Source organism: Micromonospora sp. Utrum1 (assembly GCF_057197805.1).
Genome location: NZ_CM170071.1, coordinates 6,263,422 through 6,284,591, shown reverse-complemented (window position 1 = coordinate 6,284,591; position 21,170 = coordinate 6,263,422). Strand labels below are relative to the sequence as shown.

Annotated in this window: 14 protein-coding genes, 2 rRNA genes and 1 pseudogene; 9 read left to right on the top strand and 8 right to left on the bottom strand. The window is 70.3% G+C overall.

Translation table 11 applies throughout. The features are described 5' to 3' along the window. Positions 1-192: 192 nt before the first annotated feature. Positions 193-3,300, top strand: a 23S ribosomal RNA gene (locus AC0OLQ_RS29465). Between the two features lie 88 nt (positions 3,301-3,388). Then, a 5S ribosomal RNA gene (gene rrf / locus AC0OLQ_RS29460) occupies positions 3,389-3,505 on the top strand. An 89-nt stretch (positions 3,506-3,594) separates the two neighbouring features. Here rrf and AC0OLQ_RS29455 read toward each other — a convergent pair. After that, positions 3,595-4,272, bottom strand: a complete 678-nt coding sequence (locus AC0OLQ_RS29455) for a hypothetical protein (RefSeq protein ID WP_484528943.1) — start codon at positions 4,270-4,272, stop codon at positions 3,595-3,597. Between the two features lie 70 nt (positions 4,273-4,342). Between AC0OLQ_RS29455 and AC0OLQ_RS29450 the strand changes: the two genes are divergently transcribed. The 3 genes from AC0OLQ_RS29450 to AC0OLQ_RS29440 are packed head-to-tail and all read left to right on the top strand — an operon-like array spanning position 4,343 to position 8,732. After that, complete coding sequence (locus AC0OLQ_RS29450; RefSeq protein WP_484528942.1) at positions 4,343-6,961, top strand: valine--tRNA ligase; 2,619 nt, start codon at positions 4,343-4,345, stop codon at positions 6,959-6,961. Further along, positions 6,958-8,292 carry a bifunctional folylpolyglutamate synthase/dihydrofolate synthase gene (locus AC0OLQ_RS29445; protein WP_484528941.1) on the top strand — a complete coding sequence of 445 codons (1,335 nt, stop codon included), beginning with the start codon at positions 6,958-6,960 and terminating at the stop codon, positions 8,290-8,292. The genes AC0OLQ_RS29450 and AC0OLQ_RS29445 overlap by 4 nt, the downstream gene beginning before the upstream one ends. Next, positions 8,289-8,732, top strand: a complete 444-nt coding sequence (locus AC0OLQ_RS29440) for a DUF4233 domain-containing protein (RefSeq protein WP_484528940.1) — start codon at positions 8,289-8,291, stop codon at positions 8,730-8,732. Before AC0OLQ_RS29445 ends, AC0OLQ_RS29440 begins: the two co-directional genes overlap by 4 nt. Positions 8,733-8,757: 25 nt before the next feature. Here the strand turns inward: AC0OLQ_RS29440 and AC0OLQ_RS29435 are convergent, their stop codons facing one another. Next, positions 8,758-10,005 (bottom strand): VOC family protein, encoded by a 1,248-nt coding sequence (locus tag AC0OLQ_RS29435; protein ID WP_484528939.1) that lies wholly within the window; start codon positions 10,003-10,005, stop codon positions 8,758-8,760. A gap of 144 nt (positions 10,006-10,149) precedes the next feature. On the opposite strand from AC0OLQ_RS29435, the gene ndk reads away from it, so the two are divergent. Further along, positions 10,150-10,575: a nucleoside-diphosphate kinase gene (gene ndk / locus AC0OLQ_RS29430; protein ID WP_355638731.1), complete on the top strand. Its 426-nt coding sequence runs from the start codon at positions 10,150-10,152 to the stop codon at positions 10,573-10,575. Between the two features lie 109 nt (positions 10,576-10,684). On the opposite strand, the gene AC0OLQ_RS29425 is transcribed toward ndk, so the two are convergent. After that, positions 10,685-11,125: a carboxymuconolactone decarboxylase family protein gene (locus tag AC0OLQ_RS29425; protein ID WP_357341540.1), complete on the bottom strand. Its 441-nt coding sequence runs from the start codon at positions 11,123-11,125 to the stop codon at positions 10,685-10,687. 295 nt (positions 11,126-11,420) lie between these two features. On the opposite strand from AC0OLQ_RS29425, the pseudogene AC0OLQ_RS29420 reads away from it, so the two are divergent. Next, a pseudogene (locus AC0OLQ_RS29420) lies at positions 11,421-11,606 on the top strand (hypothetical protein); the annotation flags it as partial. 41 nt (positions 11,607-11,647) lie between these two features. On the opposite strand, the gene AC0OLQ_RS29415 reads toward AC0OLQ_RS29420, so the two are convergent. The 4 genes from AC0OLQ_RS29415 to AC0OLQ_RS29400 are packed head-to-tail and all read right to left on the bottom strand — an operon-like array spanning position 11,648 to position 15,305. Then, positions 11,648-12,433 (bottom strand): ABC transporter permease, encoded by a 786-nt coding sequence (locus tag AC0OLQ_RS29415; protein ID WP_484528938.1) that lies wholly within the window; start codon positions 12,431-12,433, stop codon positions 11,648-11,650. Positions 12,434-12,444: 11 nt separating this feature from the next. Next, the gene (locus tag AC0OLQ_RS29410) at positions 12,445-13,215 is read right to left on the bottom strand and encodes an ABC transporter permease (protein WP_484528937.1); all 771 of its coding nucleotides are present in this window, start codon (positions 13,213-13,215) and stop codon (positions 12,445-12,447) included. Continuing rightward, entirely contained in the window at positions 13,212-14,222 is a 1,011-nt protein-coding gene (locus tag AC0OLQ_RS29405; RefSeq protein WP_484528936.1) for an ABC transporter ATP-binding protein, read from the bottom strand. Before AC0OLQ_RS29405 ends, AC0OLQ_RS29410 begins: the two co-directional genes overlap by 4 nt. A 60-nt stretch (positions 14,223-14,282) precedes the next feature. Continuing rightward, positions 14,283-15,305, bottom strand: a complete 1,023-nt coding sequence (locus AC0OLQ_RS29400) for an ArsR family transcriptional regulator (RefSeq protein WP_484528935.1) — start codon at positions 15,303-15,305, stop codon at positions 14,283-14,285. Positions 15,306-15,648: 343 nt separating this feature from the next. Here AC0OLQ_RS29400 and ileS point away from each other — a divergent pair, with 343 nt between their 5' ends. Both ileS and AC0OLQ_RS29390 read left to right on the top strand, forming a co-directional pair. After that, complete coding sequence (gene ileS / locus AC0OLQ_RS29395; RefSeq protein WP_484528934.1) at positions 15,649-18,795, top strand: isoleucine--tRNA ligase; 3,147 nt, start codon at positions 15,649-15,651, stop codon at positions 18,793-18,795. Positions 18,796-18,927: 132 nt separating this feature from the next. Beyond that, positions 18,928-19,617 carry a lysophospholipid acyltransferase family protein gene (locus AC0OLQ_RS29390; protein ID WP_484528933.1) on the top strand — a complete coding sequence of 230 codons (690 nt, stop codon included), beginning with the start codon at positions 18,928-18,930 and terminating at the stop codon, positions 19,615-19,617. Between the two features lie 4 nt (positions 19,618-19,621). Here AC0OLQ_RS29390 and AC0OLQ_RS29385 read toward each other — a convergent pair whose 3' ends face one another. Continuing rightward, positions 19,622-21,091 (bottom strand): cryptochrome/photolyase family protein, encoded by a 1,470-nt coding sequence (locus AC0OLQ_RS29385; RefSeq protein ID WP_484528932.1) that lies wholly within the window; start codon positions 21,089-21,091, stop codon positions 19,622-19,624. Positions 21,092-21,170: the final 79 nt, after the last annotated feature.

The following is a 21,170-nucleotide window of genomic DNA, read 5'->3' as shown; positions in this document are numbered from 1 at the left end:
CACCCTGTTGGGTCCTGAAGGAACAACCATTGGTTGTCTTTCAGAGCCTTGAGCGGAGCGTGAGCTCCGTAGGCTGCCAGGCATGACCTGGCCTCGCATACCGCCGGCGGAATTGCCGGGCTGGTGTGGGGCGCATCAGGTTGTGGGTTGGTCGTTTGTTGAGAATTGCACAGTGGACGCGAGCATCTTTGTGGTCAAGTTGTCAAGGGCGAACGGTGGATGCCTTGGCACCAGGAGCCGATGAAGGACGTGGGAGGCCGCGATAGGCCTGGGGGAGCTGTCAACCAAGCTGTGATCCCAGGGTGTCCGAATGGGGAAACCCGGCACCAGTCATGTGGTGTCACCCACACCTGAACACATAGGGTGTGTGGAGGGAACGCGGGGAAGTGAAACATCTCAGTACCCGTAGGAAGAGAAAACAACAAGTGATTCCGTGAGTAGTGGCGAGCGAAAGCGGATCTAGGCTAAACCGGCTGCGTGTGATACCTGTCAGGGGTTGCGTGGTCGGGGTTGTGGGATCCCGCTGAGTGTACTGACATGCACTCGAGGAGTTACAAAGTTAGTGGCTAGTCGAACAGTCTGGAATGGCTGACCGTAGACGGTGATAGTCCGGTAGGTGAAAGTTGCTGACCTTCTGTGGGTGTTCCCGAGTAGCGGCGGACCCCTGAAATCTGCCGTGAATCTGCCAGGACCACCTGGTAAGCCTAAATACTTCCTGGTGACCGATAGCGGACGAGTACCGTGAGGGAATGGTGAAAAGTACCCCGGGAGGGGAGTGAAATAGTACCTGAAACCGTTCGCCTACAATCCGTCGGAGCCTTGCGGGGTGACGGCGTGCCTTTTGAAGAATGAGCCTGCGAGTTAGTGGCATGTGGCGAGGTTAACCCGTGTGGGGGAGCCGTAGCGAAAGCGAGTCTGAATAGGGCGCTGTAGTCGCATGCTCTAGACCCGAAGCGGAGTGATCTAGCCATGGGCAGGCTGAAGCGCGGGTAAGACCGCGTGGAGGGCCGAACCCACCAACGTTGAAAAGTTGGGGGATGACCTGTGGTTAGGGGTGAAAGGCCAATCAAACTCCGTGATAGCTGGTTCTCCCCGAAATGCATTTAGGTGCAGCGTCGCGTGTTTCTTGCCGGAGGTAGAGCACTGGATGGTCTAGGGGGCCCACAAGCTTACCGAAATCAGCCAAACTCCGAATGCCGGTAAGTGAGAGCGCGGCAGTGAGACTGCGGGGGATAAGCTTCGTAGTCGAGAGGGAAACAGCCCAGATCACCAGCTAAGGCCCCTAAGCGTGTGCTAAGTGGAAAAGGATGTGGGGTCGCATAGACAACCAGGAGGTTGGCTTAGAAGCAGCCACCCTTTAAAGAGTGCGTAATAGCTCACTGGTCAAGTGGTTCCGCGCCGACAATGTAGCGGGGCTCAAGCACACCGCCGAAGCTGTGGCATTCACATTTCAACCTCGCTGGGACTTGATTCCTTGTGCAGGTGTGTGGATGGGTAGGGGAGCGTCGTGCCGCGAGTGAAGCAACGGGGTGACCCAGTTGTGGACGCGGCACGAGTGAGAATGCAGGCATGAGTAGCGAAAGAAGGGTGAGAAACCCTTCCGCCGGATGACCAAGGGTTCCAGGGCCAGGCTAATCCGCCCTGGGTGAGTCGGGACCTAAGGCGAGGCCGAGAGGCGTAGTCGATGGACAACGGGTTGATATTCCCGTACCCGCGAAAGAGCGACCCTGACGAACCTCGTTGTGCTAACCACCCGAACCATCCAAAGTCTTCGGACTGCGGATGGGGAGCGTGGGAACCTGGCGGGTAGTAGTCAAGCGATGGGGTGACGCAGGAAGGTAGCTGAGCCCGGCCGGTGGTTGTGCCGGGGTAAGCGTGTAGGCCGTGCCGTAGGCAAATCCGCGGCGCATATAGGCTGAGACGTGATGCCGAGCCGATTCAGGTGAAGTCAGTGATCCTATGCTGCCGAGAAAAGCCTCTAGCGAGTTCTTAGCGGCCCGTACCCCAAACCGACACAGGTGGTCAGGTAGAGAATACCGAGGCGATCGGGCGAACTGTGGTTAAGGAACTCGGCAAATTGCCCCCGTAACTTAGGGAGAAGGGGGGCCGGAGACGTGAAGCCCCGCGCGGGTGGAGCGTTGTATGGCCGCAGAGAGCAGGGGGAAGCGACTGTTTACTAAAAACACAGGTCCATGCGAAGAAGTAATTCGATGTATATGGACTGACGCCTGCCCGGTGCTGGAACGTTAAGGGGACCTGTTAGCTCTTCGGGGCGAAGCGGAGAACTTAAGCGCCAGTAAACGGCGGTGGTAACTATAACCATCCTAAGGTAGCGAAATTCCTTGTCGGGTAAGTTCCGACCTGCACGAATGGCGTAACGACTTCCCCACTGTCTCAACCACAGGCCCGGCGAAATTGCATTACGAGTAAAGATGCTCGTTACGCGCGGCAGGACGGAAAGACCCCGGGACCTTTACTATAGCTTGACATTGGTATCCGAATTAGCTTGTGTAGGATAGGTGGGAGCCGGTGAACCATCAACGCCAGTTGGTGGGGAGGCAATCTTGAAATACCACTCTGGTTGATTTGGGTATCTAACTTCGGACCGTTATCCGGTTCAGGGACAGTGTCTGGTGGGTAGTTTAACTGGGGCGGTTGCCTCCTAAAGGGTAACGGAGGCGCCCAAAGGTTCCCTCAGCCTGGTTGGCAATCAGGTGTTGAGTGCAAGTGCACAAGGGAGCTTGACTGTGAGACTGACAGGTCGAGCAGGGACGAAAGTCGGGACTAGTGATCCGGCACTGGCATGTGGAAGCGGTGTCGCTCAACGGATAAAAGGTACCCCGGGGATAACAGGCTGATCTTCCCCAAGAGTCCATATCGACGGGATGGTTTGGCACCTCGATGTCGGCTCGTCGCATCCTGGGGCTGTAGCAGGTCCCAAGGGTTGGGCTGTTCGCCCATTAAAGCGGTACGCGAGCTGGGTTTAGAACGTCGTGAGACAGTTCGGTCCCTATCCGCCGTGCGCGTAGGATACTTGAGAAGGGCTGTCCCTAGTACGAGAGGACCGGGACGGACGAACCTCTGGTGTGCCAGTTGTCCCGCCAGGGGCACGGCTGGTTAGCTACGTTCGGAAGGGATAACCGCTGAAAGCATCTAAGCGGGAAGCTCGCTTCAAGATGAGGTATCCCACCCACTTTGTGGGGTAAGGCCCCCAGCTAGACGACTGGGTTGATAGGCCGGAAATGTAAGCCCGGTAACGGGTTCAGTTGACCGGTACTAATAGGCCGAGGACTTGACTACCAAGCTGCTACGCGTCCACTGTGCAACTCCCGACAAACGAACAACACCCAGCAACGGCTGGTCGAGTTGTTTGATATGTCGATAGAGTTACGGCGGTCATGGCGGAGGGGAAACGCCCGGTCACATTCCGAACCCGGAAGCTAAGCCCTCCAGCGCCGATGGTACTGCACTCGGGAGGGTGTGGGAGAGTAGGACACCGCCGGACAACCTTTCCAGTCAGGGCCACCCTTCGGGGTGGCCCTGACTGCGTTTGCCAGGCTTTGTTGCGGCACCCAGAGGGGGCGCCGCAACCATTCAGCGGTGCTGGATGCCATGGCGGAGCCGGCGGAACAGCGCCGCGGAATCGTCCACGGACCGGCCCGGGAACATCGCCATCACCACGCTGCCGTGGTCGGCCCAGCCACAGACCGCGAAGTCCCCGCCGTCGCCGCTCGTCGTACCGCACTTCATCACGCCGCCCAGGCCGCCGGCGTCCACCTCGCGCACCCCGGTCACCTTGCCGGTCTCGTCGGCCATCAACCCGAAGAGGCTGTCCAGGTCGCGCTCCGGCTGCCACAGCAGGGTGGTGCCGCCGAAGAGGAGCACCGACCGCTTGGCGTCCGCCGGGTCGGTGTAGACCGTGCCGAAGCTGCGGTCCAGCTCGATGTCGGCGGCGAACCCGTCGCGCAGGTAGTCGGCCGTGCTGCGGGCCCGTTCGCTGTCGTCCCGGGTGAGCCCGGCCACCGTGGCCGGCGTGCTCAGCTCGGTGTCCTTCTCCGCGAACACCCGCCAGCCACCGAGGCCGAGTGCCCCGGCACCGGCCAGCCCGACGACGAGCGCGGCCGCCAGCGCGATCTTCCGCCGCCGGGAGGCGGGGCGTCGCTCGGGGTCCAGCGCCGGGTCGCGGCGGCTCAGCCGGATCGGCTCATCGGTCAGGTCGACCGGCTCGGGACCGCCGTCGACCGGCCGCTCGGTGAGGTGCGCGTCGGACATGTCCGCCACCGTACGCGAACTAACAGGTGGCGCACGCCGGGTCTCCGAAAGCGCTCCGTAGACTTTCAGGGTGACCGAGAGACTGGATGCCCGACGCCCCGACGCCCCGACCCTTGCCGGCCAGTACCAGCCCGGCGAGGTAGAGCAGCGACGGTACGAGCAGTGGGTAGCCGCCGGCCACTTCCGGGCGTCGGCGGAGAGCGACAAGCCGCCCTTCACCATCGTCATCCCGCCGCCGAACGTCACCGGCTCGCTGCACATGGGGCACGCCTTCGAGCACACCCTGATGGACGCGCTGAACCGGCGTAAGCGGATGCAGGGCTACGAGGCGCTCTGGCTGCCCGGCATGGACCACGCCGGCATCGCCACCCAGAACCTGGTCGAGCGGCAGCTCGCCGGCGAGGGGCTGTCCCGGCACGACCTGGGCCGGGAGAAGTTCGTCGAGCGGGTCTGGCAGTGGAAGGCCGAGTCCGGCGGCGCCATCCTGGGTCAGATGCGTCGCCTCGGCGACGCGGTCGACTGGGACCGCGAGCGCTTCACCATGGACGAGGGCCTGTCCCGGGCCGTCCAGACCATGTTCAAGAAGCTCTTCGACGACGGCCTCATCTACCGGGCCAACCGGATCATCAACTGGTGCCCGCGCTGCCTCACCGCGCTCTCCGACATCGAGGTCGAGCACACCGACGACGAGGGTGAGCTGATCTCGATCCGCTACAGCGACGACGTCGTGGTGGCCACCACCCGGGCCGAGACCATGCTCGGCGACACCGCGGTCGCGGTGCACCCCGACGACGAGCGCTACCGGCACCTGATCGGCACCGAGGTGTCCCTGCCGCTCACCGACCGGCGGATCCCGATCGTCGGCGACGAGCACGTCGACCCGAGCTTCGGCACCGGCATGGTGAAGGTGACGCCGGCGCACGACCCGAACGACTTCGAGATCGGCCAGCGGCACGACCTGCCGGCGCTGGCGATCATGGACGAGCGCGGCATCATCACCGCGCCGGGCCCGTTCCAGGGCCTCGACCGGTACGAGGCCCGCCCGGCGATCGTGGCGGCGCTGCGCGAGCAGGGCCTGATCGTCGCCGAGAAGCGGCCGTACGTGCACGCCGTGGGGCACTGCTCCCGGTGCAAGACCACGGTCGAGCCGCGGCTGTCGCTGCAGTGGTTCGTCAACACCGCCCCGCTGGCCAAGGCCGCCGGCGACGCGGTGCGCGACGGCCGGGTGAAGATCGAGCCGGCCGAGCTGGCCAAGCGCTACTTCGCCTGGGTCGACAACATGCACGACTGGTGCATCTCCCGCCAGCTCTGGTGGGGCCACCGCATCCCGGTCTGGTACGGCCCGAACGGCGAGATCGTCTGCGTCGGACCCGACGAGGAGCCGCCGACCGGCGACGGCTGGCGGCAGGACGAGGACGTCCTGGACACCTGGTTCTCCAGCGGCCTCTGGCCGTTCTCCACCCTCGGCTGGCCGGAGCGCACCCCGGACCTGGCGAAGTTCTACCCCACCAGCGTGCTGGTCACCGGCTACGACATCCTCTTCTTCTGGGTCGCCCGGATGATGATGTTCGGCCTCTACGCCATGGACGGCGTGCAGCCGTTCGACGTGGTCGCCCTGCACGGCATGGTCCGCGACGAGCACGGCAAGAAGATGTCGAAGTCGTTCGGCAACGTGGTGGACCCGCTGGACTGGATCGACCGGTTCGGCGCCGACGCCACCCGGTTCACCCTGGCCCGGGGCGCCAACTCCGGTCAGGACGTGCCGGTCAGCGAGGAGTGGTGCCAGGGCTCCCGCAACTTCTGCAACAAGCTCTGGAACGCCACCCGGTTCGCGCTGCTGAACGGCGCGCACACCGACGGGCCGCTGCCCGCCGTGGCCGAGCTGTCGACGGTCGACCGGTGGATCCTCTCCCGGCTGGCGCACGTCACCGCCGAGGTGGACGAGCAGTTCAAGGCGTACGAGTTCGCCAAGGTCTGCGACCTGCTCTACCACTTCGCCTGGGACGACGTCTGCGACTGGTACGTGGAGCTGAGCAAGCCGGTGCTCGCCGAGGGCGGGCCGGCCGCCGACGCCACCCGCCGGGTGCTGGGACACGTGCTGGACCAGCTGCTGCGGCTGCTGCACCCGGTGATCCCGTTCGTCACCGACGAGCTGTGGACCGCGCTGACCGGCGGCGAGACGGTGATGACCGCTGCCTGGCCGGCGGCGGACCGTACCCTCGTGGACGACGCCGCGGAGGTCGAGGTCGGCACCCTCCAGCGGGTGGTGACCGAGATCCGGCGGTTCCGCTCCGACCAGGGGCTGCGCCCGACGCAGCGGGTGGCGGCCCGGCTCGACGGCCTGGCCGGCGCCGGCATCGCGGCGCACGAGCCGCTGGTCCGCTCGCTGGTCCGGCTCGACGCGCCCGGCGACGACTTCCAGGCCAGCGCCACCCTCGCCATGCCGGGCGAGGTCAGCGTCGCGCTCGACACCCGGGGTTCGATCGACGTGGCCGCCGAGCGGGCCCGACTGACCAAGGACCGCGCGGCCGCCGAGAAGGAGGCCGCGCAGGCGCGGGCGAAGCTGGACAATCCGGCGTTCGTCGGCAAGGCGCCCGAGCCGGTGGTCGCCAAGATCCGCGAGCGGCTGGCGGTGGCCGAGGCGGATCTGGTCCGGATCAACGCCGCCCTGGAGGGGTTGTCCGCGTGACCGACCGCACCGAATTCGCCGAGGTGGAGGCCGCGCTCAACGCGCGCGGCTTCACCCGAATGCACTTCGAGCTGGAGAAGATCGAGAGCCTGCTCGACCTGCTCGGCAGCCCGCAGCGGGCGTACCCGTCGATCCACCTGACCGGCACCAACGGCAAGACCTCGACGGCCCGGATGATCGACTCGGTGCTGCGGGCGTTCGGGCTGCACACGGGCCGTTACACCAGCCCGCACCTGGAGACCGTGCGGGAGCGGATCAGCCTGGACGGCGAGCCGGTCAGCGAGGACCGCTTCGTGGCCATGTACCGCGAGGTGGCGCCGCTGGCGGAGCTGGTCGACCAGCGCTCGGCCGAGCCGCTGACCTACTTCGACCTGACCACCGCGCTGGCCTTCGCCACCTTCGCCGACGCCCCGGTGGACGTTGCCGTGGTGGAGGTGGGGCTCGGCGGTGCCGAGGACGCCACCAACGTCATCCAGGCCGGGGTCGCGGTGATCACCCCGATCGGGCTGGACCACACCGAGTGGCTCGGCGACACCATCGAGGACATCGCGCTGCACAAGGCGGGCATCATCCACTCCGGCGCCACCGTGATCGCAGCGGCCCAGGAGGAGGAGGCCGCCCGGCCGATCCTGGAACGCTGCGCCGAGGTGGGCGCCACCGTCGCCCGGGAGGGCGCCGAGTTCGGCGTGCTGCGCCGCGCGGTCGCCGTCGGCGGCCAGGTGCTCACCATCCAGGGCCTCGGCGGGGTGTACGAGGAGATCTTCATCCCGCTGCACGGCGCCCACCAGGCCCAGAACGCCGCCGTGGCGCTGGCCGCGGTGGAGGCGTTCCTCGGCGCGGGCGCGCGGCGGCAGCTCGACATCGAGGCGGTCCGGGAGGGCTTCGCCGCGACCAGCTCGCCGGGGCGGCTGGAGAAGGTGCGTACCGCCCCGACGGTCCTGCTCGACGGCGCGCACAACCCGCACGGGATGGCCGCCACCGTCACCGCGCTCCAGGAGGAGTTCGCGTTCAGCAAGCTGGTCGGCGTGCTGGCCGTGCTCGGCGACAAGGACGCGGCCAGCCTGCTGGAGCTGCTGGAGCCGGTGCTCGACTCGATCGTGGTCGCCGAGAACAGCTCGCCCCGGGCGATGCCCGTCGACGAGCTGGCCGCGCTGGCCCGGGAGGTCTTCGGGCCGGACCGGGTGCAGGTGGCCGAGGAGATGCCGGACGCCATCGAGGCGGCCGTCGCCGAGGCCGAGTCCGACGTGCCGGGCGAGCTGGCCGGGGTGGGCGTGCTGATCACCGGATCGGTGGTGACCGTGGCCGACGCCCGCCGGCTGCTCAAGCGATGACCGGCCCGGTCGACGAACGCCCCGGCGAGGGCGCCCCGACAGAGGGCGCCCCGACCAAGGGCGCCCCGACCGAGGGCGCCCCGACCGAGGGCGGGGAGCAGCGGCGCTCCGGGCTGCGCAACCCCGACAAGGCGGTCCGCGGCCTCGGCGCCGGCACGCTCGCGCTGGAGGCGCTGGTGCTGCTGCTGGCCATCCAGCCGATCCGGGTGGTCGGCGGCGACCTGAGCGGCGCGGCCATCGCCGCGATCGTCGCGCTGGCGGTCGCCTGCGTGCTGCTGGCGGGTCAGATGAAGCGGGCGTGGGCCTGGCCCGCCGGCACGGTCCTCCAGGGCCTGCTGCTGCTCTCCGGGCTGCTGCACTGGTCGCTGTTCGCGCTCGGCGTCATCTTCGCCCTGGTGTGGGCGTACGCGCTGCACGTGCGGCGGGTCATCCTCGGCTGAGCGGCCCCGCCGGCTGAGGCGGGGCTCAGGCGTCGGCGAGGGTGCGCCACTGGGTGAGCGCGACGCCGTGCCCGTCCGGGTCGCGGAAGGCGGCCGCCCACACCTCCAGCTTGGTGCCCCGGTTGACCACCCGCGGGGCGTACGTGAACCGGACGCCCGACCCGCGCAGCCGCTCGTACGCCGCCTGGATGTCGTCGACCTCCAGGTTGACGTGGACCAGCCGGCGGCTGATCGGGGCGGCCCCGGTCACCCGGCGCAGCACCAGGCGGGTCGGCCCGGAGGCGAGGACGGCGTTCCCCTCGCCCCGGTCCAGCTCGGTGAAGCCGAGATCCTCGTAGAAGTCCAGGGACCGGTCCAGGTCGGTGACGAGCAGGGTGATGCCGACCCCGCTGATCGGGCTCGCCACCTCGGCCGGCTCCTCGTCGCCGGCCGGGCCGAAGATGGCCTCGTCGAGCTCCTCCGGGGTGGGCGGCGCCTCGCCGGCCGGCTCGTCCAGCGGGACGTCGATCGGGTCCACCGCGACGGTGTCGAACCGCTCCTCGGCGGGTGGCCGGGGCGCCGGGGCCCGGCGGGGGAGCGGGCCGCCTGTGGTCGGCTCGACCAGCTGCCCCTCCAGCACGACCCCGCCGCCGGGGCGCTGGTGCAGCACCACCGGCTCGCGCTCCTCCGGCAGCACGGTGAGGTCGTCGAGGAGCGGCTCCGGCGCGGGCGGGAAGTCGTCGCGGAAGTCGTCCTCCGGGGCCCGGTCGGCCCACGGCGGGGCCTCCTGCCCGATCAGCACCTCGTCGACCGGGTCCGGGTCGGCGTACTCGGGCGGGAGGTCGGCGACCGCGGCGGCGGTCTCGGCGTGGGTGGGCACCTCGTCCCAGAGGACGCGGACGTGCCGCTGGTCGTCCAGGGCGACGCGGACCGGCAGCGCCTGGCCCAGCGACGGCCACTTGGCGACCGGGACCCGCGGCTCGATGATCTTCTTGGACCGGGGCGGCAGGCCGGGCGCGTCGATCACCAGTTGCAGCTCGCAGCGGCCGAAGGCGTACTGGGTGGGCGGCTCGGAGGCGCTGTGCACGTGACCCAGCCCGACCACCCAGGTGCGGCCGCCGCCGCGGACCGTGGCGAGGGCGATCGCCAGCACCAGCAGGGCGACGCCGAGCGCCACGATCGCCCAGCTCGTCATGCCCAGCCCGAACAGGATCACGAACGTGGCCACGGTGCCCAGCACGACGCCGATCAGCTTGCGCACCGGCGCGATGGGTCGGTTCCCGCCATTCGCCACAGTGGACCTCCCAGGGGTTCCAGGGCCAGGCTAGGCCGCCGCGGCGACCCAGGGAAGGAGCAGCCGCCGCGCCGGCGCCGGGACCGGGTCGCTACGCTGACCGTACCCAGCCCGACCCGGTTCCGCGCACAGGAGGAAACCAGCGTGTCCAGCAGCAGCCCGGACGAGCGGACGCTCGTACTGATCAAGCCCGACGCGGTCCGCCGCGGGCTGGTGGGGGAGATCCTTGCCCGTTTCGAGCGCAAGGGCCTGCGGATCGACGCGCTGGTGACCCGGACCATGGACGGCGACTTCGCCGACCAGCACTACGCCGAGCACGTGGACAAGCCGTTCTACCCGCCGCTGAAGGCGTTCATGACCGGCGGTCCGCTGGTCGCCCTGGTGCTCTCCGGCGACCAGGTGATCGAGGTGGTGCGCGGGATGATCGGCAGCACCGACGGCCGCAAGGCCGCGGCCGGCACCATCCGCGGCGACTTCTCCCTCTCCAACCGGGAGAACCTGGTGCACGCCTCCGACTCGGTGGACAGCGCCAAGCGCGAGATCGCCCTCTGGTTCCCCGAGCTGGGCTGACCCGGCTTCCCACGGCCCCGGTTCCGCACGTGCGGGCCGGGGCCGTGGCGAGTGCTCAGTCGGCCGGTACGCGGTGAGCGCACCGGCCGACTGCGTCGCCGCCGAGAGGTCACACCTGCGCCGGCGGCTCGGTGCGGGTGCTCACCGAGATCCGGTTCCACACGTTGATCGTGGCGATCGCGATCAGCAGATCGGCCAGTTCCTTCTCCGACCAGACCTTCGCGGCGGCGTCCCACACGTCGTCCGGCACGCCGTGCTCGCCGAGCCGGGTCACCGCGTCGGTCAGCGCCAGCGCGGCCCGCTCCCGCTCGTCGAAGAAGGGCGCCTCCCGCCACGCCGCCACGGCGAACAGCCGCCGGCTGGACTCGCCCGCCTTGAGCGCGTCCCGGCTGTGCATGTCCACGCAGAACGAGCAGCCGTTCAACATCGACGCCCGCAGCTTGACCAGCTCCAGCACGGTGTGGTCCACGTTCGTCTGGACGTACTTCTCCAGGCCGTACACCGCCCGGTACGCCTCCGGCGCCACCGCCGTCATGTCCATCCGGCTCATCGCCGCCTCCTTCATCTCGTCGTTACGCCAACAGGACGGATCTGGGCCGAGGCGGTGTGACGGTGCGGCGATGTGACGGTGGTCATGGAGGAGCGGTGACGGGTTTCGACAGCCGTCGTTGACGTGCCGGCCACATCGGTCGGCGCCCCCGGTCATGTCGGGTCGGTAAACCAGCCTGGTGACTTCTGAACCGGGAGGATCCATGACGCAATTCGACCGACGTACGCTGCTCCGCGCCGGCCTGGTCGCCGGGGCCGGCGTCGCCGGCGGGCGCTGCTCGGCGCGCCCGGCGCGCTCGCCGCCAAACACCTCCCCCGCCGAAGGCTTCCAGCACTTCGGCGAGGTCTCGATCGACGGCGAGTCGGCCGCGCTGACCGTCCACCTCCGGGACCGTACCGGCGCCTCCCCCTGGACCACCACCCCACCCCGCCCGGCCGATCATGAGGTTGACGGCGATGTGGATCTCCGATGGTGCCGCTAACCTCATGATCAACCGGCGGGCCGGCGGGGTGGGTCGGTCAGTCAGAGGGTGTCGAGGGAGGCGCGGCGGCGGGACTCGGCCTCGAAGACCTTGAGGAGGACCGCGGCCAGGACCGCGTACCCGAGTCCGACGGCGGCCTCGGCGGCGAGTGCCGGCGCGGCCGCCGCCAGGCCCTCGCCGGCCACCAGTTGGCGGGCGGCCCGGGCGGCGTGGGTGATCGGCAGGCCCTCGCCCACCACGCGCATCCAACCGGGCAGCCCGGCGGCTGGGACGTTCACGCCGGTGAGCAGGAGCAGCAGCGCCACCGAGACGTTGGAGACCACCCAGACGTCCCGGAACCGCAGCCCCAGCGCACCGAGGGTGAGGCCGAAGAAACCGCAGGACAGTGCCGCCACCGCCAGCGTGGCCAGCAGCGCCGGCAGGGCCTCCGGCGGCACCCGCAGGCCGAGCAGGAGCGCGCCGACGGTCAGCGTGCTCGCCGCGATGAGCAGCCCGTTCCCGGCGTACGGGAGGACCCGGCCGAGGAAGACGGCGGTGCGGCTGCGCGGGGAGAGCAGCACGTGCCCGAGGGTGCCGAAGCGCCGCTCGTTGGCGACCGCCATGGTGCCGCCGAAGACGCAGGAGAGCGAGGCGGCGAGCACCGCGTTGCCGACGATGTAGAAGCGGTCGTCGGCGACCCTGAGCTGCCGGCCCAGGTATGCGAAGAAGAGCAGCTGGAAGATCGGCCCCACGAGCAGCGAGCCGATGAACATCGCCGGGGTGGTCCAGTTGAACAGGGCCCGGTAGGCGATCACGCCGCCGGTGCCGATCAGCCGGAAGAGTGGCATCGTCGTCCTCCTCAGGCCAGCGCGAGGGTCGCCGCGGCGCGGGCCCGTCGCTCGACGTGGGTCATCATCAGGGCGCCGGCGGCCAGGCAGCCGAGGCTGATCGCCAGGCAGATGCCCAGGGACGGCCAGACCGGGCCGCCGGCGGCCGCCTCGTGCACGGCCCGCGCGCCCCAGGTGGTGGGCAGTGCGGCGGCGATCGGGCCGGTCCAGCCGGGCAGCGCCGTGAGCGGCACCAGCATCCCGGAGACCAGCCAGATCGGGTACTCCAGCGTGTTGGCCAGCGCGTTGGCGTTGCGCATCAGCACGAACGTGCTGGCGAGCAGCAGGCCGAACATGCCCAGGCCGAGCACGCAGCCGGGGGCCGCGACCAGGAAGAGCAGCGGGTGCGCGAAGGTCAGCGGCACGCCGTAGAGCAGCCGGCCCCAGAGCAGGGTGGCGAGCATGGCGTAGGTGCCGGTGACCGCGGTGGACAGGGTGATCGGGAAGATCACCAGGGCGGGCGGGCGGGGTGCCAGCATGAGCATCTCCAGGGTGCCCTGCCAGCGTTGGTTCTGGATGGCGCCGCCGGACCCGAAGAGCACCGACGACCAGACCCCCATCAGCCCGGCGCCGACCGAGGCCTCCAGCAGCCGGCCCGGCTCGCCGCCGGCCCGGAAGAGGTACACCGCCAGGGTCGCCTGCACCACCGGCACGATCAGCGCGGTGGCGATCTCGAACGGGGAGCGGCTGAGCTGCTTGGTGTGCAGCAGCGCCCCCACCCCGATCATGCGGAGCAGACTCACGCGGCCACCGCCTCGACCGGGCGGGCCGGGGTGTCGACCCGGTTGACGATCGCCACGTACGCGTCTTCGAGGGTGGGCTGGCGGGCGGCGACCCGCCCCAGCCGTACGCCGTCGAGTTCGCGCAGCACGTCGGCCTGCACGTCCACCCCCGCGTCGGACTGCACGGTCAGCACCTGCGCCGCGCCGGTGACCGTTACACTCGCCTCGCGTACCCCGGGCAGGGCGTGGATGGCGGCGAGCTGGGCGTCGGTCACCCCGTAGGCCTCGACCTCCAGCACCTGCCGGCCGTCGGCGTGCCGCCGCAGCTCGGCCGGTGTGCCGAGGGCCTGGATGGCGCCGTCGGCGATCACCGCGATCCGGTCGCACAGCTCGTCCGCCTCGGCCATGTAGTGCGTGGTCAGCAGCACGGTGGTGCCGGTGGCGGCCAGGTCGGCGACGGTCTGCCGCAGCTCCCGCGCGGCCACCGGGTCCACCCCGATGGACGGTTCGTCGAGGAAGAGCACCTTCGGCCGGTGCAGCAGGCCCCGGGCGATGTGCAGCCGCTGCCGCATGCCTCGGGAGTAGCCCTCCACCCGTTCGTGCTCCCGGCCGTCGAGGTGGACCAGCGCCAGCAGCTCGGCGATGCGGCGCTTCTGCTCCCGCCCCGGCACCCCGTACAGCTCGGCGAAGTAGCGCAGGTTGTCCAGGGCGGAGAGCCGGTCGTACAGGCCCCGGTCGCCGCCGAAGACGTACCCGATCCGCCGGCGTACCTCCCGGGTCTCGGTGACCACGTCGTGGCCGCAGACCCGGGCGGTGCCGGCGGTGGGGATGAGCAGCGTGTTCAGCAGCTTGATGGTCGTGGTCTTGCCGGCGCCGTTCGGTCCGAGCAGGCCGAACAGCTCCCCGTTGCCGACCGTCAGGTCGACGCCGCGGACCGCCTCCACCTCCCGGCGCTGGGGTCGGAACCATCCCGTTCGGCTGCGGTAGGTGCGGCGCAGCCCGGCCGCCTCGATCGCGTACTCGCTCATGGCGGTGAATCTAGGGACGGCGGGCGGTCCGGCGAAACGAATTCGGCAGCCGCCGAATCCTCAGGCGGACGCGGTGGCCGGGTCCGCGCCGATCAGGGTGACCAGGGCCAGGCCGGCCGGTTCCAGGCCGTACAGGACCCGGCGGCCCACCCGGCGGCGGTGCGCCACCCCGGCGGTGAGCAGTGCGGCGAGGTGCTCGGAGACGGTGCTCGGCGCCAGGCCGAGGGTGGCGGCCAGCCCGGCGGTGGTCGCCGGCCGGGTCAGCGCCCGCAGCACCTGGGCCCGGCCCCGGCCGACGAGCACCGCCAGCCGGTCGGGCCCCGGGGTCTCCGGCGCGGCGGCGCCGGCCGGCCGGTCCGCCAGCAGGACCGCGCCGCGGGCCTGGTAGGAGACCGCGATGATCTCGGGGTGGTCGGTGGAGTGGGTGAGCGCGCCCCGGGAGAAGATCAGCGGGATCAGCAGCAGCCGCTGGTCGACCGCCTTGAAGCTCCGTTCCGATGGCTTGACCAGGCTGAGCACCGGCCGTTCCCAGCGGACCCGCTCGTGCAGGTCGGCGAGGAGCGCGTCCGGGCCGTCGGCGGCGAGGGCCCGGGCGCGGTGCAGCACCTCCTCGTCGAGCGCCGCCCGCATCGCCGGCCACCAGGGCGCGATCGCCGCGTCCCAGTACGCCTGGATGCCCTCGGCCAACCGGTCCAGCGCGGCCTGCCGGTCGGTGACGAAGGGGCGCAGCCAGTCCGGCAGGTCGTCGGGGTCGTGGTAGCGGGGCACCTGCTCGGCGATCACCTCGGCCGGGGTGGCCCGTAGCGCGGCCAGCTCCTCCTCGATGGTCGGGCTGGCGCCGGGCGGCACCGGACCGAGGAAGTCGGGGTACCACGGGCCGGTGCGGGTGTAGAGCCGTGCCGGAGCCGTCGCGGGCTGCTCGGTGAGCACCCGCCAGGCGTGCCGGGCCCAGCCGGTGTATGGCCAGGGCGCCTCGTCCCGGTAGCGCTGCAGGAGGTAGAGGCTGCACTTGGCCTCCCAGAGCGGGCTGGTGGCGATCCGGGTACGGGTCAGCGTGGGCTCGTCCAACTCGATCCGGATCACCCGGGCAGCCTAGCCGCGCACCCGGGCCGCCCGGTCCGTGTGCCCGGGTCGACCCGGGCCGATACTCGGCGGCGGAGTGCCCGCCCGGTCGAGTACGCTTGACGGCACACAGGCGACGACCCGGCCATCACCGGCGAGCCTCCGGAAGAACAGCCGGGAGACCGGCCCAGTAGAACCGGACGGGACCGGCCCGTCACAGCCGGCCAACGAGCGGGCGGTCGCACCTCGGCCGCCAAGCGGGGTGGTACCGCGGGCCCGGCCCGGGGCGCCGGTCACGGCGTACCGGAAAAGGCTCGTCCTCGCAGACCCACACGACGTGAGCTGCTGAGGAGAGCGACCCCCGATGGCCTATCCGTTGCACGACCCGACCGCCGCCGGCGTCCCGGCGAGCCCGGACCTGCCCGCGGTCGAGCGCCGGGTCCTGGAGCACTGGACGGCCGACAAGACCTTCGAGGCGTCGGTCGAGGCCCGCCCCGCCGGTGAGGACGGGAAGAACGAGTTCGTCTTCTACGACGGCCCGCCCTTCGCCAACGGCCTGCCGCACTACGGCCACCTCTTGACCGGGTACGTCAAGGATCTGGTGCCGCGCTACCAGACCATGCGCGGCCGGCACGTCGAGCGCCGGTTCGGCTGGGACTGCCACGGCCTGCCGGCCGAGGTGGTGGCCGAGAAGCAGCTCGGCATCACCACCAAGGCGGAGATCCTCGACCTCGGCGTGGCCCGGTTCAACGAGGCCTGCCGCACCTCGGTGCTGGAGTTCACCCAGGACTGGGAGCGGTACGTCACCCGGCAGGCCCGCTGGGTCGACTTCGCCAACGACTACAAGACGCTCGACCTGGACTACATGGAGAGCGTCATGTGGGCCTTCCGGACCCTGCACGACAAGGGTCTGGTCTACGAGGGCTTCCGGGTGCTGGCGTACTGCTGGCGGTGCGAGACCCCGCTGTCGAACACCGAGACCCGGATGGACGACGTCTACAAGGACCGGCACGACCCGACGCTGACCGTCTGGTTCGAGCTGACCGCGGACGAGTCGGCTCCCGAGCCGGTGCGCGGCCCGGTGCGGCTCGGCGTCTGGACCACCACGCCGTGGACCCTGCCGTCGAACCTGGCGCTCGCCGTCGGCCCCGACATCGAGTACGCCGTGCTGGAGCGCGACGGGCAGCGGCACGTCGTCGGCGCGGCGCGGCTGGGCGCGTACGCCAAGGAGCTGGAGGGGTACGAGGAGGTCGGCACGGTCTACGGCCGGGACCTGGTCGGGCGCCGCTACACCCCGCTCTACGACTTCCTGGTCGACCAGGCCGGCGAGAACGCCTACCAGGTGCTCGGCGCGGAGTTCGTCACCACCGAGGACGGCACCGGGATCGTCCACCTGGCCCCGGCCTTCGGTGAGGACGACCAGAACACCTGCAACGCGGCCGGCATCCCGACCATCGTCACGGTCGACGACCATACCCGGTTCACCGGGCTGGTCCCGCCGTACCAGGGCGAGCAGGTCTTCGACGTGAACAAGCCGGTGATCCGCGAGCTGAAGGAGCGGGGGGTGGTGCTCCGGCAGGACACCTACACCCACTCCTACCCGCACTGCTGGCGCTGCGACACCCCGCTGGTCTACAAGGCGGTCTCCTCCTGGTTCGTCGCGGTCACCCGGTTCAAGGACCGGATGGTCGAGCTGAACCAGCAGATCAACTGGACACCGGGCCACATCAAGGACGGCTCGTTCGGCAAGTGGCTGGCCAACGCCCGGGACTGGTCGATCAGCCGGAACCGGTTCTGGGGCTCGCCGATCCCGGTGTGGAAGTCCGACGACCCGAACTACCCGCGGATGGACGTGTACGGCTCGCTGGCCGACCTGGAGCGCGACTTCGGCGTACGCCTGACCGACCTGCACCGGCCGGCGGTGGACGACCTGGTCCGCCCCAACCCGGACGACCCGACCGGGAAGTCGATGATGCGCCGGGTGCCGGAGGTGCTGGACTGCTGGTTCGAGTCCGGCTCGATGCCGTTCGCCCAGGTGCACTACCCGTTCGAGAACCGCGAGTGGTTCGAGCACCACTACCCGGGTGACTTCATCGTCGAGTACATCGGACAGACCCGCGGCTGGTTCTACACCATGCACGTGCTGGCCACCGCGCTGTTCGACCGGCCGGCGTTCCGCAACTGCCTCAGCCACGGCATCCTGCTCGGCTCCGACGGGCGCAAGATGTCCAAGAGCCTGCGCAACTACCCGGACGTCTACCACGTCTTCGATTCGTACGGGTCGGACGCGATGCGCTGGATGCTGATGTCCTCGCCGGTGCTGCGCGGCGGCGACATGGCGGTGACCGAGACGCTCATCCGGGACGCCGTGCGTCAGGTGCTGCTGCCGCTCTGGAACGTCTGGTACTTCTTCTCGCTGTACGCCAACGCCGACTCCTACACCGCGAAGCGGCGTACCGACTCGACGCACCTGCTCGACCGGTACGTGCTGGCGAAGACGAACGAGCTGGTGTCGACGGTCCAGGGGCAGCTCGACGCGTACGACATCTCGGGCGCCTGCGCCACCGTCCGGTCCTACCTGGACGCGCTGACCAACTGGTACGTGCGCCGCTCCCGGGACCGGTTCTGGGCGGGCGACGCGGACGCGTTCGACACGCTCTGGACGGTGCTGGAGACGCTCTGCCGGGTGGTGGCGCCGATGGCGCCGCTGACCGCCGAGGAGATCTGGCGCGGGCTCACCGGCGAGCGGTCGGTGCACCTGACCGACTGGCCGTCGGCCGAGGAGTTCCCGGTCGACCACGAGCTGGTGGCCGCCATGGACAACGTCCGGGCGGTCGCCTCGGCGGCGCTGTCGCTGCGCAAGGCCAAGGGGCTGCGGGTCCGGCTGCCGCTGTCGAAGCTGACCGTGGCCTCCCCGGTCGCGGCCCAGCTGCGGCCCTTCGCCGACCTGGTCGCCGACGAGGTCAACGTGAAGGCGGTGGAGTTCACCGGCGAGGTGTCCGCCTACTGCCAGCAGGTGCTGACCGTCGTGCCCCGGGCGCTCGGCCCGCGGGTGGGCAAGGCGGTCCAGCAGGTGATCAAGGCGGTCAAGGCGGGGGAGTGGGAGCTGGTCGACGGCGCCCCGGTCGCCGCCGGGATCACCCTGGCCGAGGGCGAGTACGAGCTGCGCCTGGTCGCGGCCGACGCCGAGCACTCCGCGCCGCTGCCCGGCGGCGAGGGCGTGGTCGTGCTGGACACCGAGGTCACCCCGGAGCTGGCCGCCGAGGGGCTGGCCCGCGACGTGGTCCGGGTGGTGCAGCAGGCCCGCCGCGACGCCGACCTGGACGTCTCGGACCGGATCGTGGTGGCCGTCTCCGCCTCGGAGGAGGTCCGCGCGGCGGTCGCCGCGTACACCGAGTTCGTGGCCCGGGAGGTGCTGGCCGACACGGTCGACTTCGCCGAGGGCGTCGACGGCTTCGCCGGCGAGGTCGGCGAGGGCGAGCGGGTGACGGTGGCCGTCCGGCGGGTATGAGTTCCTGACGGCGGGGTCCGGCGGCGTCCGCGCCGCCGGACCACCCGCAGACGGCTGACCACCCGATCCGCCGGATGCGGACCCGTCCGCTACCGTGACAGCGCCTGCTCACGTACGACCGCCGGAGGACCCGTGCCCCTGCTCTACACCATCGGCAAGCTCACCGTGGCGCCCACGCTCCGGTTGGCCTTCCGGCCGCACGTGGAGGGGTTGGAGCACATCCCGGCGACCGGCGGCGCGATCTTCGCGGGCAACCACCTCTCCGTGGCCGACGAGCTGCTGCTCGGCACGGTGGTGCCCCGGCATCTGGCCTTCTGGGCCAAGTCGGAGTACTTCAACGGCACCGGCGTGAAGGGCGTGTTCTCCAAGTTCGTGCTCACCGGGCTGGGCGCCATCCCCGTCGAACGGGCCGGCGGCCGGGCGGCGCTGTCCGCGTTCGACGCCGCCATCCCGGTGCTCAAGGCCGGCGACCTGGTGGCCATCTACCCGGAGGGGACCCGTTCCCCCGACGGGCGGCTCTACCGGGGGCGGACCGGCGCGGCCCGGCTGGCGGTCGCCGCCGGGGTGCCGATCATCCCGGTGGGCGTGACCGGCACCGACAAGGCGCAGCCCATCGGCACCCGGGTGCCCCGGCCGGGCCGGGCGGAGATCAGCATCCGGTTCGGCAAGCCGCTGGACTTCACCGGCCGGTCGGACGACCGGACGTCGCTGCGGGAGATGACCGACGAGATGATGGCCGAGATACAGAAGCTCACCGGCCAGGAGTACGTGCCGCGCTACGCGCCGAAGCGCGCCGAGCCCACCACCGACCCGGCCGCCTGAGGCGTCACGGCGGATCGCTGCCGCGCAGCTGCTCCTGGGCGACCACCGCGTCCAGGTCGCTGAGGCGGGTCAGCTGCTTCATGGTCCGCGCCATCCGCGCGTTCGCCGGGATCCGGCTGCGGTTGCGCGCCAGGAACGCCCAGTGCCCGGCGGTGAACGGGCAGGCGTCCGCGCCGAGCCGCTGACGCGGGTCGTATCGGCAGCCGCCGCAGTAGTCGCTCATCCGGTTGATGTACGTGCCCCCGGCGACGTACGGCCTGGTGGTCATCCGGCCCAGGTCGGCGTACTGGCTCATGCCGGCCACGTTGCCGGTCATCACCCACTCGTAGCCGTCCACGAACCGGGTGCGGTACCACTCGGCCAGCTCCGCCGGGCGCCAGCCGCGCTGGAGGGCGTAGTTGCCGAGCACCATGAGCCGCGGGACGTGGTGCACCCAGGCCCGGTCGCGGACCCCGGTGAGCACGTCGTTGAGGCAGCGTGCGTCGACCGCGTCCGCGTCCAGGTCACGCCACCAGTCCGGCAGGGAGCGGCGGGCGACCGGCTCGTTGCTGTCCCGCCAGCCCTGCTCGAAGTACCAGTAGGTGTGCCAGCTGTAGTCCCGCCAGCCCATCACCTGTCGGACGAAGCTCTCCACCGCGGGCAGCGGCGCGCCCTGCCGCCGGTACGCCTGCTCGGCGCCCCGGACCGCCTCCACCGGGTCCAGCAGGCCCAGGTTGAACGAGGACGACAGCACGCTGTGCGCCAGCCACGGGTCGGTGGAGAGCATGGCGTCCTCGTAGCGGCCGAACGCGGCGAGCCGGTGCCGGAGGAAGTGCCGCAGCCGGGCCGTGGCCTCCCCGTGGGTGGCCGGAAAGCGGCGCGGCCCGTCCCGTCCGGCGAACCGCATGCCCTCCCGCTCCCAGCGGTCCAGGTCGGCCCGGACCTCCGCGTCGATGTCGTCCTCCGTCGGCATCGCCGGGGCGGGCAGGTCGAGCCGGCCGGCCTTCGGCGGCGGCTCGCGGTACTCGGTGTCGAAGCTCCACCGGCCGCCGACCGGGTCGCGGCCGTCCAGCAGCACCCCGTGGTGCTCCCGGGCGAACCGGTAGAACGCCTCCATCCGCAGCGCGCCCCGCCGGCCGTCGGCCCAGTCGGCGAAGTCCGCCAGGCTGGTCACGTAGCCCCGGGCCGGCAGCACGGTGACCCGGTCCAGGTTCCGGACGAACGCCAGCGCCCGCCGCGAGGTGGGGTGGCAGACCTCCAGCGGCTCGCGGACCTGCTTCAGCGCCTGCCCGTACGTCTCGGCGCGCAGGAAGATCGCCTGGTCGCCCAGTTCGGCGGCGCGGTGCCGGAGCGCCGAGAGGATCAGGTGGGCCTTCTGCCGGTGGTAGACCCGGCGCCGGAAGACGGCCTTGGACTCGATGAGGAGAACCGGCTGCTTCCGCTCGTCGAGGAAGTGCGGCCCCAGCTGGTCAGCGAAGAGCCAACGCCGCGACATGTCCCGATTGTCACCCCTCGGACCGATCCGGCCCGGTAGGAAAACGGAACCTTTACGTGTTCGATACGTTGCGAACGGT